11 protein-coding genes are annotated in these 14,988 nt (G+C 71.7%); 4 read left to right on the forward strand and 7 right to left on the reverse strand.

Translation table 11 applies throughout. The features are described 5' to 3' along the window. Positions 1-77 precede the first annotated feature (77 nt). The 6 genes from KF708C_RS33430 to KF708C_RS33455 all read right to left on the reverse strand — a co-directional run bounded on the left by KF708C_RS33430 (position 78) and on the right by KF708C_RS33455 (position 10,313). A complete protein-coding gene (locus KF708C_RS33430; RefSeq protein WP_020205673.1) occupies positions 78-1,007 on the reverse strand; it encodes an alpha-E domain-containing protein in 930 nt (309 codons plus the stop codon). 84 nt (positions 1,008-1,091) lie between these two features. Continuing rightward, entirely contained in the window at positions 1,092-2,144 is a 1,053-nt protein-coding gene (locus KF708C_RS33435; RefSeq protein WP_231586660.1) for a transglutaminase family protein, read from the reverse strand. After that, positions 2,141-4,810: a circularly permuted type 2 ATP-grasp protein gene (locus KF708C_RS33440; protein WP_059416110.1), complete on the reverse strand. Its 2,670-nt coding sequence runs from the start codon at positions 4,808-4,810 to the stop codon at positions 2,141-2,143. The genes KF708C_RS33435 and KF708C_RS33440 overlap by 4 nt, the downstream gene beginning before the upstream one ends. 26 nt (positions 4,811-4,836) lie before the next feature. Further along, positions 4,837-8,406 carry a transglutaminase family protein gene (locus tag KF708C_RS33445; protein WP_059416112.1) on the reverse strand — a complete coding sequence of 1,190 codons (3,570 nt, stop codon included), beginning with the start codon at positions 8,404-8,406 and terminating at the stop codon, positions 4,837-4,839. A 158-nt stretch (positions 8,407-8,564) separates the two neighbouring features. Beyond that, complete coding sequence (locus KF708C_RS33450; protein ID WP_059416114.1) at positions 8,565-9,296, reverse strand: tetratricopeptide repeat protein; 732 nt, start codon at positions 9,294-9,296, stop codon at positions 8,565-8,567. Positions 9,297-9,503: 207 nt separating this feature from the next. Beyond that, positions 9,504-10,313 (reverse strand): IclR family transcriptional regulator, encoded by an 810-nt coding sequence (locus KF708C_RS33455; protein WP_020205667.1) that lies wholly within the window; start codon positions 10,311-10,313, stop codon positions 9,504-9,506. Between the two features lie 178 nt (positions 10,314-10,491). On the opposite strand from KF708C_RS33455, the gene KF708C_RS33460 reads away from it, so the two are divergent. Genes KF708C_RS33460 through KF708C_RS33475 form a run of 4 tightly spaced genes read left to right on the forward strand, consistent with a single transcriptional unit; the run spans position 10,492 to position 14,029 of the window. Beyond that, positions 10,492-11,268, forward strand: coding sequence for an ABC transporter substrate-binding protein (locus KF708C_RS33460; RefSeq protein ID WP_020205666.1), 777 nt, complete (start codon positions 10,492-10,494; stop codon positions 11,266-11,268). 6 nt (positions 11,269-11,274) lie between these two features. Further along, the gene (gene ehuD / locus KF708C_RS33465; RefSeq protein WP_020205665.1) at positions 11,275-11,946 is read left to right on the forward strand and encodes an ectoine/hydroxyectoine ABC transporter permease subunit EhuD; all 672 of its coding nucleotides are present in this window, start codon (positions 11,275-11,277) and stop codon (positions 11,944-11,946) included. Next, on the forward strand, positions 11,943-12,719 hold the full coding sequence (locus tag KF708C_RS33470) for an amino acid ABC transporter ATP-binding protein (RefSeq protein ID WP_059416116.1): 777 nt from the start codon (positions 11,943-11,945) through the stop codon (positions 12,717-12,719). The genes ehuD and KF708C_RS33470 overlap by 4 nt, the downstream gene beginning before the upstream one ends. After that, complete coding sequence (locus KF708C_RS33475) at positions 12,716-14,029, forward strand: NAD(P)/FAD-dependent oxidoreductase (protein ID WP_197090465.1); 1,314 nt, start codon at positions 12,716-12,718, stop codon at positions 14,027-14,029. Before KF708C_RS33470 ends, KF708C_RS33475 begins: the two co-directional genes overlap by 4 nt. A 33-nt stretch (positions 14,030-14,062) precedes the next feature. Here KF708C_RS33475 and KF708C_RS33480 read toward each other — a convergent pair whose 3' ends face one another. Then, positions 14,063-14,755: a MarR family winged helix-turn-helix transcriptional regulator gene (locus KF708C_RS33480; protein WP_156174054.1), complete on the reverse strand. Its 693-nt coding sequence runs from the start codon at positions 14,753-14,755 to the stop codon at positions 14,063-14,065. Positions 14,756-14,988: the final 233 nt, after the last annotated feature.

Consider the following 14,988-nt stretch of genomic DNA (forward strand, 5'->3'; position numbering starts at 1 on the left):
TTTGACTTTGACTTTGACTTTGACGTTCAGAAGTTGACGTTAAGAAATTGACTTTAGAGCCGAAGCACAAAACCCTACTACCCCCGCATCAAAAAACTATGACTAACCCCACTCCCCACCTCATGCACCCTCCGCAAAAAATCCCCCAGCCACCCATGAATCCCCACAGAAAAAATATCCTCGATCCGGGCAAACTTGAGCTCGGCATGCAGCTTCCCCGCACGCCGCTCAGTCTCCGCTGAAGCCCCATTGCGCACCTGCGCCAGCAGCGCCACCACCTCCCGCAGGCTGGCCGCGAGCGAGCGCGGCATGTCGGGATGCACGATCAGCAGTTCGGCCACGCGCTCGGGCGTGACCGCCGCGCGGTAGACCTTGCGGTACATCTCGAACCCGGAGACCGAGCGCAGCACGGCGGCCCACTGGTAGAAGTCGTCCTGCTGGCGGTCGAGGTCGGTGGACTGGAACTTGACGTCGAGCAGCCGCGCGGTGTTGTCGGCGCGCTCCAGGAAGGTGCCCAGGCGCATGAAGCAGTAGGCCTCGTCCTTGAGCATGGTGCCGGCTTCCACGCCGCGCGTGAGGTGGGAGCGGAACTTGACCCACTCGAAGAACTGCGCGGGATCGTGCCGCAGGATGCCGTCGGCGATCATCTGCTGCACGTCGAGCCAGGTGGTGTTGATGGTTTCCCACAGCGGCGTGGTCAGCGCGCCGCGCACGGCGCGGGCGTTTTCGCGGGCGGCGCGCAGGCAGGACATGATCGAGGCCGGATGGCTCAGGTCGCGCACCATGAAGTCGAGCACTTCCTCGTGCACCACGGTGCCGTGGTGCTCGGCGAAGACCGGGGTGAGTTCGGTCGCGTCGAGCATGGCCAGCCAGCCCTGTCGGGATGCGTCGCGCGACTGCGGCAGCAGCGCGGTCTGGTGGTTGACGTCGAGCATGCGCGCGGTGTTCTCGGCGCGCTCGGTGTAGCGGGCCATCCAGAACAGGTGGTCGGCGGTGCGGCTCAGCATATTGATTCCCCTTCTTTTTCGGCAACCCCTGCAATGCGCAAGCAATTGGCTTGCCAGCCGTGCCGCCGGCGCAGCGCGCGCCGGCTACGCCAGCGGCAGCACGCTTACCTCCACCTCGACGGTATGCGCGCCGCCGCCCACGATGACGCCGCGCAGCAGCGAGACGTCGCTGTAGTCGCGCCCGAACGCCAGCGTCACGTGGCCGGTGTCGGCCAGCACGTCGTTGGTCGGGTCGAGGTCGACCCAGCCGGCCAGCGGGCAGTACACCGACAGCCACGCGTGCGAGGCGTCGGCGCCGATCAGGCGCGGCTGGCCCGGCGGCGGCTCGGTGCGCAGGTAGCCGCTGACGTAGCGCGCGGCCAGGCCGAGCGAGCGCAGGCAGCCGATCATGACCTGGGCGAAGTCCTGGCACACGCCGCTGCGCAGCGCGAACGCCTTCAGCGCGGGGGTGTCCACCTCGGTGGCGTCGGTCTCGTATTCGAAGTCGGCGTGGATGCGGTGCATCAGGTCGATGGCGCCGGCCACCACCGGCACGCCGGGCCCGAAACTGGCCAGCGCGTAGGCCTTGAGGTCCGGGTGCAGCGCCACGTTGGGCGAGGCGAAGCAGAACTCGCTCTGCGCCCGGAACGGCTGGCCGGCGCGAAAGCGCAGCGCCGCCACGGCGTCTTCCCACGGCATGCTGGCGGCGGGATCGAGCGCGTCCCAGCGCGGCATCACGCGCACCGTGCTCTCGCAGCACAGCTGCATGAAGTCGTGCGGCACGTCGATGGTGAAATACAGCACGTGGTTGCCGAAGGCGTCGGTGCCGGCATGCTGGTGCGACGGCTCGGGGTCGACCCACGCGCTGTGCGACAGCACGGTCTGCCACGGGCAGGCCACCGGCCAGACCACGGCGCGCTGCTGGGCGTTCTCCACCGGCGCGGAGTAGGTGTAGATGGTCTTGTGGTGGACCGTGAGCAAGGCCGCGGCGGGCGCCGGGGCAGGCACCGCGGCGATGGCCGCCGCGCCCGCCGGGCCGGCCACCGCGTCGTTGCCGGCTTCGGTCCCGATCTTGGCCCCGGCTCCGATTCCGGCCCCGGCCTCGTCCACGGGACGCTCCGCCGCGCCGCCCGCCAGCCCCGTCGCCGGCGCGCTCATGGCCGCACCCGCACGCCGGCCACGCCGGCATGGCTGAAGTAGCGCGCGCTGATCTCGTCGGAGAGCTGCGCCATCAGGCCGCCCAGGCGGTCGCACAATTGCACCAGATTGGTGTATTGGCCGCGCCCGTCGCGCTCGCATAGTGCTTCCCAGCCGGGCAGCGTCTCCACCGCGGGCAGCCATTGCGGCAGCGGCGCGCGGCCGCCGCCGGCCGGGCTGGCCGGCGGCGTGATCTGGCCGAGCTTGACGCGCAGCCGCGCCAGCAGGCCGTAGAGCCCGCGCGGGTTGGTGGGTTCGATCACGATCTGCTCGATGAGTGCGGGCATGTCGGTGCGCCCCGGATAGAGCGCGCGGAAGGTGAGCGTGCTGTCGAACAGGTGCAGCAGCAGGTCGAAGCCGCTGCGGTGCATGAGCGCGCCATGCCGCGTGAAGACTTCGAGGAAGGTCGACAGCGTGCCCACGCGCTCGATATGGCGGCCGATGAACAGCAGGCGCCAGGCTTCGTCGCGCATCATGCGGTCGCCCTGGGCGCCGCTGATGGCGGCGAGCTGCATGCCGAGGTGGTCGAGCGCGGCCAGCACGCGCGGGCGGTCGTAGTAACCGCAGTCGCCGCTGCCGGACGCGCCGGTGCAAGCCGCCGCCATCGCGTCGCCGAAATCGTTGCGCGCGGCCAGGATGGTGCGCCAGTGGTCGTTGGACAGGCGGTTGCGGATCTCGGTGGCGGCGTGCACGTGGCTGGCCAGGTTCTGGCCCACGCTGGTCCAGCCGGCGCTCTCGGCCAGCGCCGCCACCAGGCTGCGCTCGAACACGCGCAGCGAGGCGCGCGGCTGCGGCGCGCCGGGCGGCAGCAGGCCGCAGGCCTGCGTCAGCTCGCCGATCACGTCGAGCACGCTGTCGTCGCGCTCGTCGCTGCTTTCGATCGAGCCCAGCACCAGCCGGCACAGGCGCACGTTGTTCTCGGCGCGCTCGGCGTAGCGTCCGGCCCAGAACAGGTTCTCGGCGGCGCGGCTCGACACCGCCAGCGGCTTGGCGACCGGCCCCGGCCCGGCCCCGCCCAGCGTGGTCGCGGCCGCCAGCGCCGGCCCGTGCGGCGGCTGGCTCGACAGCACCCAGGTATCGACGCTGGAGCCGCCCAGTTGCATCGACACCGCCGGCTGGCCCTCGCCGGCCAGCCGCGTGAAGCCGCCCGGCATGACCTGCCAGCCGCCGCGCCCGTCGGCGATCGCGTAGACGCGCAGCATGGCCGCGCGCGAGCCGATCTGCGGGCCTTCCCAGCGCGGCGCGTGCGACAGCGGCAGGTCGGCCTGGATGGTGAACAGGTCGGGCACCTGCCCGATGCGCTCGCGCCAGTCGGCCAGCCGCTGCAGGCCGCGCTCCATGCCCAGGCGCGGCCCTTCCCACGGCTGCGCCATGCCGCGCGGGTAGGTCGGCATCAGGAAGGCCTCGCCGAGCTGGTCGAGCGCCTGCGCGCGCGCCGAGTCCTCGCCGCACCACCAGCTCGGCACGCCGGGCAGCAGCAGCGGCTCGCCCAGCAGCTCGCGCGCGATGGCCGGCAGGAAGCCGTGGATGGCGGGCGTCTCCAGGAAACCCGAGCCGGGCACGTTGGAGACCAGCACGTTGCCCGCGCGCATCGCCTGCAGCAGCCCGGGCACGCCCAGCGTGGAGTCCTGGCGCAGCTCGACCGGGTCGCAGTAGGCGTCGTCGAGCCGGCGCAGGATCACGTCCACGCGCTCCAGCCCGGCCAGCGTCTTGAGGTAGACCACGTCGTTGCGCACCGTCAGGTCCTTGCCCTCGACCAGCGTGATGCCGAGGTAGCGCGCCAGGAAGGTGTGCTCGAAATAGGTCTCGTTGTAGGGGCCGGGGGTCAGCAGCACGATGTGCTTGCCGGCCGCCGCCGCGGCGGCGCTGGCGTCGGCCGCGCGCGGCGGCGGCGCACCGGGCACGCCGGCCGGGCCGGACAGGCGGCCCGCGGGCAGTTGCGCCAGCGTGGCCACCAGTTGCGCGAAGGCGGCCGGCAGGCGCCGCACGCGCAGCTCGCGGAAGGCGTCGGCGAACAGGCTGGAGATGATGAGCCGGTTCTCCAGCGCGTAGCCCATGCCGGAAGGCGTCTCGGTGCGGTGCGCCATCACGGTCCAGCCGCCCTCGGCGGTGTGCGCGAGGTCGACCGCGACGATGTGCAGGAAATTGCCGTCCGGCGGCTGGTAGCCCTTGAGCGGGCGCAGGTAGCCGGGATGGCCGAAGACCAGCCCGGCCGGCAGCAGGCCCTTGGCCAGCAGCGTCTGCGGGCCGTAGATGTCGGCCACCACGGCGTTGGCCAGGGTGGCGCGCTGGATCACGCCGCGCTCGATCTGCAGCCAGTCCTCCTCGGCCACCATGAACGGCAGCAGGTCCAGCGCCCAGGCGCGCGCGCCGCCGTTGTCGGCGTAGACGTTGTAGGTCACGCCGTTGTCGCGGATCTGGCGCGCCATCGCGGCGGCCTGCTGGCCGAGCGCGCCGATGCCGTCCTCGCCCAGCACCTGGAAGAAGCCCGCCCACGGCTCGCGCAGCCCGCCCGCGCCCGCGCCGAGCTCGTCCAGGTGCCCGGGCGGCACCGCGCGCGCGCGGCGCATGGCCGCCTCGGCGGCGGGCGCGGATTCGTCGAAGGGCAGTGAGGGCTGCAAAGGCACGGGGCGAAGCTCGGCGGCAAGGCGGATCAGCGTTGCCGCAGGTCCAGCGTGAACGGAAACTCGAGGCTGCGCGCCGGCGTCTCGACGCGCATCGCGCCCGGCGTGTGGCCGAGCGTGAAGAAGCGCGCCAGCCGCCGGCTCTCGGCCTCGTAGGCATTGACCGGGAAGGTTTCGTAGCTGCGCCCGCCCGGATGCGAGACATGATACCGGCATCCGCCGATGCTGCGCCCCATCCAGCTGTCCACTACGTCGAATGTCAACGGTGCGTGCACGCCGATGGTGGGGTGGAGCGCAGACGGCGGCGCCCAGGCGCGGTAGCGCACCCCGGCCACGTACTCGCCGGCCCGCCCGGTGGGCTGCAGCGGCACCGCGCGGCCGTTGACCGTGACCACGTGGCGGCTCTCGTTCATGCCCAGCACGCGCACCTCGAGGCGCTCGAGCGACGAATCCACGTAGCGCACCGTGCCGCCGGCGCTGCCTTCCTCGCCCATCACGTGCCAGGGCTCGAGCGCGCTGCGCAGCGTCAGGTGCAGCCCGCCGGCGGACAGCTCGCCCACGCGCGGGAAGCGGAACTCGAAGTGCGGGGCGAACCAGGCGTTGTCGAAGGCGAAGCCGGCCTCGCGCATCTCGCTGAGCACGTCGTCGAAATCCATCTGCACGAAGGTGCCGAGCAGGAAGCGGTCGTGCAGCTCGGTGCCCCAGCGCGTCAGGCGCGTGCGGTACGGCTGGCGCCAGAAGCGCGCCACCAGCGCGCGCAGCAGCAGCTGCTGCACCAGGCTCATGCGCGCGTGCGGCGGCATCTCGAACGCGCGCAGCTCCAGCAGGCCCAGGCGCCCGGTGGGGCCGTCGGGCGAGTAGAGCTTGTCGATGCAGAACTCGCTGCGGTGCGTGTTGCCGGTGACGTCGATCAGGATGTTGCGCAGCGTGCGGTCCACCAGCCACGGCGGCATGTAGGCGCCGCCGCCGATGCCGCCCTGCGTGCTGCCCAGGCGGTCGAGCTGGTGCTGCAGCTCGGCGAAGGCGATCTCCAGCTCGTAGAGCTGGTCGTTGCGCGCCTCGTCCACGCGCGGCGCCTGGCTGGTCGGGCCGATGAACAGGCCCGAGAACAGGTAGGACAGCGAGGGATGGTTGTGCCAGTACGCGATCAGGCTGGCCAGCACGTCCGGGCGGCGCAGGAACGGGCTGTCGGCCGGCGTGGCGCCGCCCAGCACGAAGTGGTTGCCGCCGCCAGTGCCGGTGTGGCGGCCGTCGACCATGAACTTCTCGCTGCTCAGGTAGGTCTCGTGCGCGGCCTGGTAGAGGTATTCGGTATGGTCGACCAGCTCGTCCCAGTTGGCCGCGGGATGGATGTTGACCTCGATCACGCCGGGGTCGGGCGTGACCTGCAGCAGCTTCAGGCGCGCGTCGCGCGGCGGCGGATAGCCTTCGAGCACGATCTTCACGCCCAGCGCGGCGGCGGTGGACTCGACCGCGGCCAGCAGTTCCAGGTAGTCCTCCAGCACCGTCAGCGGCGGCATGAAGACGTAGAGCATGCCGCGCTTGTCGCCGGCGGCCGCCAGCTCGGCCTTGGGGCCGGCCGCGCGGCTGGGATGGCGCACCTCCACGCACAGCGCGGTGCGCGTGATCCAGCCCGCGGACTCGCCGCGCGCGGGCACGCGCGCCAGGTCCGCCGTGCCGTGGGCGAAGGCGCCCGTGCCGGCCGGCGCGGCGCCGCCGCGCGCGCTGAAGGCGGCGGTGCCGGCGCGGATCGCGGCGGCGTGCCGGCCGGGCGTGCCGTCGGCGGCGGCTCCGCCAGTTGTCCCGCCAACTGCGCCGCCAACCGCGCCGCCCGCCCCTTCCGCGCCCGTCGACCCCGGCCCGGGCCACTGCGCGCGCAACTGCGCGCCGGTGGGCAGCGGCGCGCGCTGCGCGAACGGGTCCTGGTCGAACTGCCACGGGTAATCGGCTTCGCTGACCCAGGGCAGCGCGTCGAGCGGCAGGCGGTAGCCCATCGGCGAATCGCCGGGCAGCAGGTACATGCGGTCGTCGCGGAAGAACCACGGGCCGCTGATCCAGCGCTGGCCGTGCAGGGCCGGCGCATCCTCCTCGCCGGCGCGGCGCAGCGGCAGCACGTAGCCCGTCACCTGCGCCAGCCCCGCGCCGAACACGCGGCGCAGGCGCATGCGCTCCATCTCGTCGTCCAGGCGCGACTCGAGCGGATCGACGTTGACCGGCAGGCGCCGCTCGCGCCACAAGTAGTACCAGGCATCTTCATAACCCGGCTGCACGAAGGCGGAGTCGAGGCCGAGCGTGCCGGCGAGGCGGTCGAGGAAGCGGCGCGCGTCGGCGTCGCTGTAGTTGCCCGGCTCGCGCTCGTCGGCGAACAGCGACGGGTCCTGCCAGCACGGCTGGCCGTCGGCGCGCCAGCAGATCGACAGCGCCCAGCGCGGCAGCTGCTCGCCCGGATACCACTTGCCCTGGCCGAAGTGCAGGAAGCCGCCCTTGCCGTAGCGGTCGCGCAGCTTGTGCACCAGTTCGGTGGCATAACCGCGCTTGGTCGGCCCGAGCGCGTCGGTGTTCCATTCGGCGCCGTCGCGGTCCCTGACCGCCACGAAGGTGGGCTCGCCGCCCATCGTCAGGCGCACGTCCTGCGCCTCGAGCCGGCGGTCGACCTCGGCGCCCACGCCGGCCACCGCCTGCCACTGTGCCTCGGTATAGGGCTTGGTCACGCGCGGCGACTCGTAGACGCGCGTGATCGACATCTCGTGGTGGAACTCCACCTCGCTCTCGTCCACCGCGCCGCTGACCGGCGCGGCGCTGCCGGGCTCGGGCGTGCACGCCACCGGGATGTGGCCCTCGCCGGCCAGCAGGCCGGAAGTGGGATCGAGCCCGATCCAGCCCGCGCCGGGCAGGTAGACCTCGCACCAGGCGTGCAGGTCGGTGAAGTCGGCCTCGGCGCCGCTGGGGCCGTCGAGCGCCTTCACGTCGGGCGTGAGCTGCAGCAGGTAGCCGGACACGAAGCGCGCCGCCAGCCCGAGGTGGCGCAGCGTCTGCACCAGCAGCCAGCCCGAGTCGCGGCAGGAGCCGGCGCCCGACGCCAGCGTCTGCTCCGGCGTCTGCACGCCCGGCTCCATGCGGATCAGGTAGCGGATGTCGTGCTGCAGGCGCTGGTTCAGGCCCACCAGGAAATCGATGGTGCGCTGGGGCGCGCGCGGGATGCTGTCGACGAAGGCGGCGAAGCGCGGCGTCGCCTCGCCCTTGACCAGGTAGGGCGCCAGCTCGTGCGCCAGGCCCGCGTCGTAGCTGAACGGGAAGGCTTCGGCGTAGGGCTCGAGGAAGAAGTCGAACGGGTTGTAGACCGCCATCTCGACCACCAGGTCGACGGTGATCTTGAACTCGCGCGTCGGCTCGGGGATGACCAGCCGGGCCAGGTAGTTGGAGAACGGGTCCTGCTGCCAGTTGATGAAATGCTGCTCGGGCTCGATGCGCAGTGAATAGGAAAGGATCGGGGTGCGGCAGTGCGGTGCGGGCCGGAGCCTGACCACCTGCGGCGAGAGCTTCACCGGCCGGTCATACCGGTAGTGGGTGACGTGATTCAGTGCGACGTGCGTTGCCACAAAGGCCTCCCATTGGCGCAGTATTTGTGCCGTTTCTCGTAAGCAAGAGTTGTACCGCCCCGCCGCCCGGGAACCGGGCGCGGCGGCCGGAATACGCCACCGCCGGCCGCCGCCGGCGTGGCATGCCGCCATGCGAGCATAGCCAGACTACGCCGTCATTACATGCCGCCGGCCTGCTGCCTGGCCTTGAGCCCCTCCTCGAGCAGCGAGCGCAGCTTGGCCAGCGCGCCGGGATCGCCGTGCGAGGCCGAGCGCGCGTACCAGATCTTGGCCTGCTCGATGTCCTTCTCCACCACGCCGGGCTCGCCGCGCTCGTAGTAGCTGGCGACGATGTACTGCGCGTCGCCGTCGCCGGCGGCGGCCGCGCGGCTGTACCACGCGAAGGCCTGGCCATAGTCGCGCGCCACGCCGCGCCCGGTGAAATAGTTGGTGGCCAGCGCCACCTGGGCCTGCACGTGGCCGCCCTCGGCGGCGCGGCGGTACCACGTGTTGGCCGCTTCGAGCGAGCGCGGCACCAGGTCGCCGTGCTCGTACAGCTCGCCGAAGGTGAACTGGGCGTGGGTCATGTCGTTGTCGGCCGCGCGGCGCAGCCACGTCAGCGCCTCCTGCTGGCGCACCGGCGTGCCCTCGCCGCGCAGCAGCATCATGGCGTAGTTGAACTGCGCCAGCCGGTTGCCCTGCTGGGCCGCCCTGGCGAAGTCGCGCAGCGCGGCGTCGAAGGCGCCGGCGTCGTAGGCGGCCACCGCCTGCTGCGTGAGCGCCTGCGCCGGGGCCGGCGGCCGCGGCGCGGCCCGGGCCGCCGGGGCGGCGCAGACGCTGAGCGAGAAAGCCAGAACGGCACCCGCCGCGGCGGATGCCAGCAAGGGGGAAAGACGGCGAAAAAGCGGCATGGCAGGCTCCCGGCAAGACACACGCTGACTCCACGTCTCGAGTGTAAGCCTTGCGCGGCGCCCGGGCGCGGCCGCCATCCCGCCAGGAGCCCCCGCGCCGCCGCCATGCCGGCGGCGGGCGCAGGCATGGGTACGCCGGCCCGGCATCGCGCATGGCCGGCGCAGGGCGGCGGCCGGGACCGGCGGCCAGCCCCGTGCGGCGGCGCGCTAGCCCAGCGCGCGCACCGAACTGCTCACGGCGCGCGCGCATTGCAGCAGCGGCGGCGCGAGCTTGCGCTCGGCTTCCTCGCGCGTCCAGCGGCTGGTCGGCGCGACCACGTGCACCGCGCCCAGCGGACGCCCGTTGCCGCCGATCACCGGCGCGGCGATGGTCATGTCGCCCAGGAACAGCTCCTCGCAGTTGACCGCGTAGCCGCGCTGGCGCGCCTCGCGCAGCACGGCCAGGATGTCGTCCACCTGCGTGCGGGTATGGACGGTATGCGCGATCCGCTGCGCGCGCCCGATCGCGGCGAGCGCGTCGTCCTCCGGCAGCGCGCTCAGGTAGGCGCGGCCCGAGGCCGTGCAGTACATCGGGATGCGGCTGCCGATCGGCATGTGCACCGGCACGAAATGCGCGCTGACGAACCGCGCGATGTAGACCATGTCGAGCAGGTCGGGCTCGGTCAGGCACGAGGTCTCGGTCGTGACCTTGGTCAGCTCCGACAGGAAGGGGTTGGCCACCTCGATCAGCGGATTGGCCGCCAGGTAGTTGAAGCCGATTTCCATCACGCGCGGCGCGAGCTGGTAGCGCCGCGTCTGCGGATGCCGGCGCAGGTAGCCCAGCTGCTCGAGCGTGAAGACCATGCGCTGGGCCGAGCTCTTGTTGATGCCGGCGGCCTCGGCCACGTCGGCGATGGTCATGGTGCGGCGCTCGGCGCTGAACGCGCGCAGCACGGCCAGCCCTTTTTCCAGCGACTGGTTGAACAGGAGGCTGGGCGTTGCATCGGCTTCGGGGGACGGCAGGGGGGAGGCGGGCATGGCGATGACAGTGACGAATCAGGCCGAAGAATCGCATATCGATTCTTAAAGCGCAATTACTTGTTAACACCAATTAAATTTTGATCCATGAAAATTGAAAATTGGCATGTTCGTTGCATGAAGCCGTGAGCTGCCCCCGCCTGGGCACCTTTTTGTCCCATCTGCCAGGAGTGTCCGTATGTCCCGCTTTTCGATCTCGCGCCGCACTGCACTGATCCTGTGCGCCGCCGGCACCATTTTCTCCGTCCTCCCGGCCGCCCGCGCCCAGGGCACGCCGCCGGCCTACAACGTGGGCGCCACCGCCACCGGGGTGCCGTTCACCTTCCTGGACGTCAAGACCAACACCATCCAGGGCATGATGATCGACACCGTCACCGCGGTCGGCAAGGCGGCGGGCTTCGGCGTCAACGTGCAGCAGACCGGCTTCGCCGCGCTGGTGCCGTCGCTGACCACCGGCAAGATCGACATCATCTCGGCCGCCATGCTCAAGACGCCGGCGCGCCAGCAGGTGGTGGACTTCAGCGACCCGGTCTACTCCTACGGCGAAGGGCTGATCGTCAAGAGCGACGACAACAAGCCCTACGCCTCGCTCGACGAACTCAAGGGCGAGGTGGTGGGCGCCCAGGTCGGCACGGTGTTCCTGGACATGCTCAACAAGAAGGGCATCTTCAAGGAGGTGCGCAGCTACGACTCGGTCGCCGACATGACGCGCGACCTGGCGCTGGGCCGCATCAAGGCCGGCCTCGGCGACCAGCCCATCATCGCGTACCAGCTGCGCCAGAACGCCTTCCAGGGCGTGAAGCTGGCCGCCGGCTACAAGCCGGTCAACGTGGGCGACGTGTGCCTGGTGGTGCGCAAGGGCGACGCGGAGATGCTGGCCCGCATCAACAAGGCCATCGCCCGGATCAAGGCCGACGGCACGCTGGCGGGCATCGTGCAGAAATGGGGCATGTGAGCCGCGATGGAAGCCGCCAACTTCTTCCAGCAGGCGCGCGATTTCCTGCCGATCCTGCTGCAGGGGGCCATCGTGACCGTGCAGGTGACGGTGCTGGCCTTCCTGCTCAGCAGCGCCATCGGGCTGGCCCTGGCGCTGCTGAAGCTGTCGCCGGTGCGCGCGCTGTCATGGGGCGCGGCGACGGTGATCAACGTGATCCGCGGCCTGCCCATCATCGTGCAGCTGTTCTACATCTACTTCGTGCTGCCCGACATCGGCATCCACCTGACGGCGTTCCAGGCCGGCGTGATCGGGCTCGGCATCGCCTACTCGGCCTACCAGGCGGAGAACTTCCGCGCCGGCATCGAAGCGGTCGACCCGGGCCAGCGCGAAGCCGCCCAGGCGATGGGCATGCGCCCCGCGCTGGTGATGCGCCGCGTGATCCTGCCGCAGGCCTTCCGCATCGCGCTGCCGCCCTATGGCAACACGCTGGTGATGATGCTCAAGGATTCGTCGCTGGTGTCCACCATCACGGTGGCGGAAATGACGCGCGCGGGGCAGCTGATCGCCTCGTCGACGTTCCAGAACATGACCGTGTACACGCTGGTCGCCCTGCTGTACCTGCTGATGAGCCTGCCGCTGGTGTTCTGCCTGCGCCGGCTGGAGCGGCGCCTCGGCGCGGGGAGAAAGAAGACATGATCCACATCCACGATCTGCACAAGCACTACGGCGACCACCACGTGCTGCGCGGCGTCGGCCTGCACGTCGACCGCGGCCAGGTGGTCTGCCTGATCGGGCCCTCGGGCTCGGGCAAGTCCACCGTACTGCGCTGCATCAACGGCCTGGAGTCCTATGACGGCGGCGAGATCCTCGCCTTCGGCGAGCGCGTCGAGCGCGCCGGCAAGGGCATCCACCACCTGCGCAGCCGCATGGGCATGGTGTTCCAGCGCTTCAACCTGTTTCCCCACCGCAGCGTGCTGGAGAACGTGATGGAAGGACCCGTGTACGTGCAGGGCGAAAGCCGCGACAAGGCGCGCGGCGAGGCGCTGGCGCTGCTGGAGAAGGTCGGCCTGGCCGCCAAGGCGCACGCCTGGCCGGCCCAGCTCTCGGGCGGGCAGCAGCAGCGCGTGGCGATCGCCCGCGCGCTGGCGATGAAGCCCGAGGCCATGCTGTTCGACGAACCCACCTCGGCGCTCGACCCGGAACTGGTCGGCGACGTGCTCGAGGTCATGCGCGATCTCGCGCGCGAAGGCATGACCATGATCGTGGTCACGCACGAAATGGGCTTCGCGCGCGAGGTGGCCGACCGCGTGTGCTTCCTGCATAGCGGCACCATCGTCGAAGAAGGCACCGCCGAGCAGGTGCTGGGCGCGCCGCGCCAGCCGCGCACGCAGGACTTCCTGCGCCGCGTGCTGCACAAGCCCGCCGCGGCCGTCACGGCCACGGCGGCCACCACGGGAGCGGCAACATGAGCGCGGCCATGCTGACCGGCGGCGGCGCCGGGGTTGCCGCGCCCCTGCCGCCTTCGCTGTGGGCCGCGACCGCGCCGCCCGCGCCGGCAACCCCGCCGCTGCGCGAATCGCTCGCCACCGACGTGCTCGTGGTCGGGGCCGGCTTCACCGGCCTGTCCACCGCGCTGCACCTCGCCGGGCACGGCGCGCGCGTGTGCGTGCTCGAAGCCAGCGAGCCCGGCTGGGGCGCGTCCGGGCGCAATGGCGGCCAGGTCAATCCCACCCTCAAGTACGATCCCGACGAACTGGTGCGCATGCTCGGCGCCGCGCGGGCCGAGCCGCTCATCGACGCGGTCTCGCGCTCGGCCGACCTGGTGTTCGACCTGATCGCGCGCCACCGCATCGACTGCCAGCCGGTGCGCAGCGGCTGGCTGCAGCTGTCCTATTCGTCGGCGGCGCTGCCGGCCATGCATGCGCGCGCCGCGCAATGGGCGCGCCGCGGCGTGCCGGTGGAGATGCTCGAGCGCGCCGAGGTCGCCCGGCGCGTGGGCACGCAGGCCTTCGCCGGCGGCTGGCTGGACGGGCGGGCGGGCGCGGTGCAGCCGCTGGCGTACACGCGCGGACTGGTCAGGGCGGCCCAGGAAGCCGGCGCCGCGGTGCACGGCGGCACCCAGGTCACGGCGCTGGAGCGGCAAGGCACGCAGTGGGTGGCGACCACCTCCACCGGTGCGCAGGTGAGCGCCGCGCAGGTGGTGATCGCCACCAATGGCTACACCGGCGCGCTGTGGCCCAGCCTGGCGCAGACGGTGCTGTCGGCCAACAGCTTCATCGTCGCCACGCGCCCGCTGCGCGGCGCCGAAGCGCAGGGCATCCTGGCACGCGGCGAAACCGCCTCGACCTCGCAACGGCTGCTGCTGTATTTCCGCCGGGACGCGCAGGGCCGCCTGCTGATGGGCGGGCGCGGCTTCTTCGCCGACCCGCGCGGCCCGCAGGACTTCGCCCACCTGGAGCGCTCGCTCGCGCTGCTGTTCCCGCAGCTCGGCCCGCTCGAATACGCGTACCGCTGGGGCGGACGCATCGCCATCACGCGCGACTTCATGCCGCACGTGCACGAGCCCGCGCCCGGCGTGACCGTGGCGCTGGGCTGCAACGGCCGGGGCGTGGCGCTGTGCACCAGCCTGGGCAAGCACATGGCGGCGCGCATCGCCGGCAAGCCGGACCCGTTCCCCTATCCGGTCACGCCGGTGACGCCGATCCCGCTGCACGGCCTGCAGCGCTTCTATATAGCGGCGGGAGTGGCGTGGTACAGCCTGCTGGACAAGCTGGGCTGAACGGCGGCGCTGCAGGAGACGCCGCCGGGCGCCTCACGTCCGGCGCCACCAGTCCGGCGGCGCCGGCGCAGGCATGGGTACGCTGCTCGGCAGCGTCCCGGCCTGCGCCAGCAGGACTTCCGCCTCGGCGTGCAGGCGCGCCAGGCAGTCCGCCAGCACGCGCGCCTCGTCCGCCGACAGGCAGCCGGCCAGGCGGGCATTGAACGCCCGCGCCTGATCGAAAGCCCGCCGGTAGACCGCCTCGCCCTCGTCCGTCAGCGCGAAGGCCGCCGCGCGCCGGTCCTGCGCGCGCGTGTCGCGCCGCACCAGCCCGCGCGCCATCAGCGCGTGCACGGCGCGGCTGGCCAGCACCTTGTCCAGCCCGGCGCTGCGCGCCAGCTCGGTCAGGCGGGTGCCGGGCTGCTCGCCGAGGAAGGCCAGCATGCGCCACTCGCGCCGGCTCACCCCGGCGGCGGCGCGCAGGTGCAGCCCGCTGGCATTGAGCGCCACGCGGCTCAGGTGGTAGAGACGGTAGTTGAGGAAATCGGCGAGGCGGGCCGGATGCCGCAGGATGTGGCCGGGGTCGGCGGGATCGGCGGGGTGGCCGGCTCGGCTATCCGGGCTGTCCGTGCAATCGTCCGCGCCGTTGGCCGCGCCATTGTCCCCGCAGTCAGCCGCGCAGTCAGCCGGGTCCGCGCCGCGCCGGCCTGCGCCGCCCGTTTCGCCATCGTCCGTGGCCTGCTTCATGCCGCACCCGCAAAATTGGTTGATTTTGTCAATTATATGGGCTGGTGTTAGCGTCCGTGGCACACAGAAACCGGCACGCTGCGGGGCATCCGCGCCGGCGCCGGGTACGGTCCGGCGGCGCCGGGGCAAGGCATGCCGGGCGCGGATCGATGCGCGCAATCCTTCGTTGGCGCACCTCGGCCGTACCGATCAATTGGCCGGCCCCGGGGCTGCTCCCGCCGCGCCCGCCGCCG

Origin of the sequence: Cupriavidus basilensis (assembly GCF_000876015.1) — a bacterium.
In the GTDB taxonomy this organism is placed as follows: domain Bacteria; phylum Pseudomonadota; class Gammaproteobacteria; order Burkholderiales; family Burkholderiaceae; genus Cupriavidus; species Cupriavidus basilensis_B.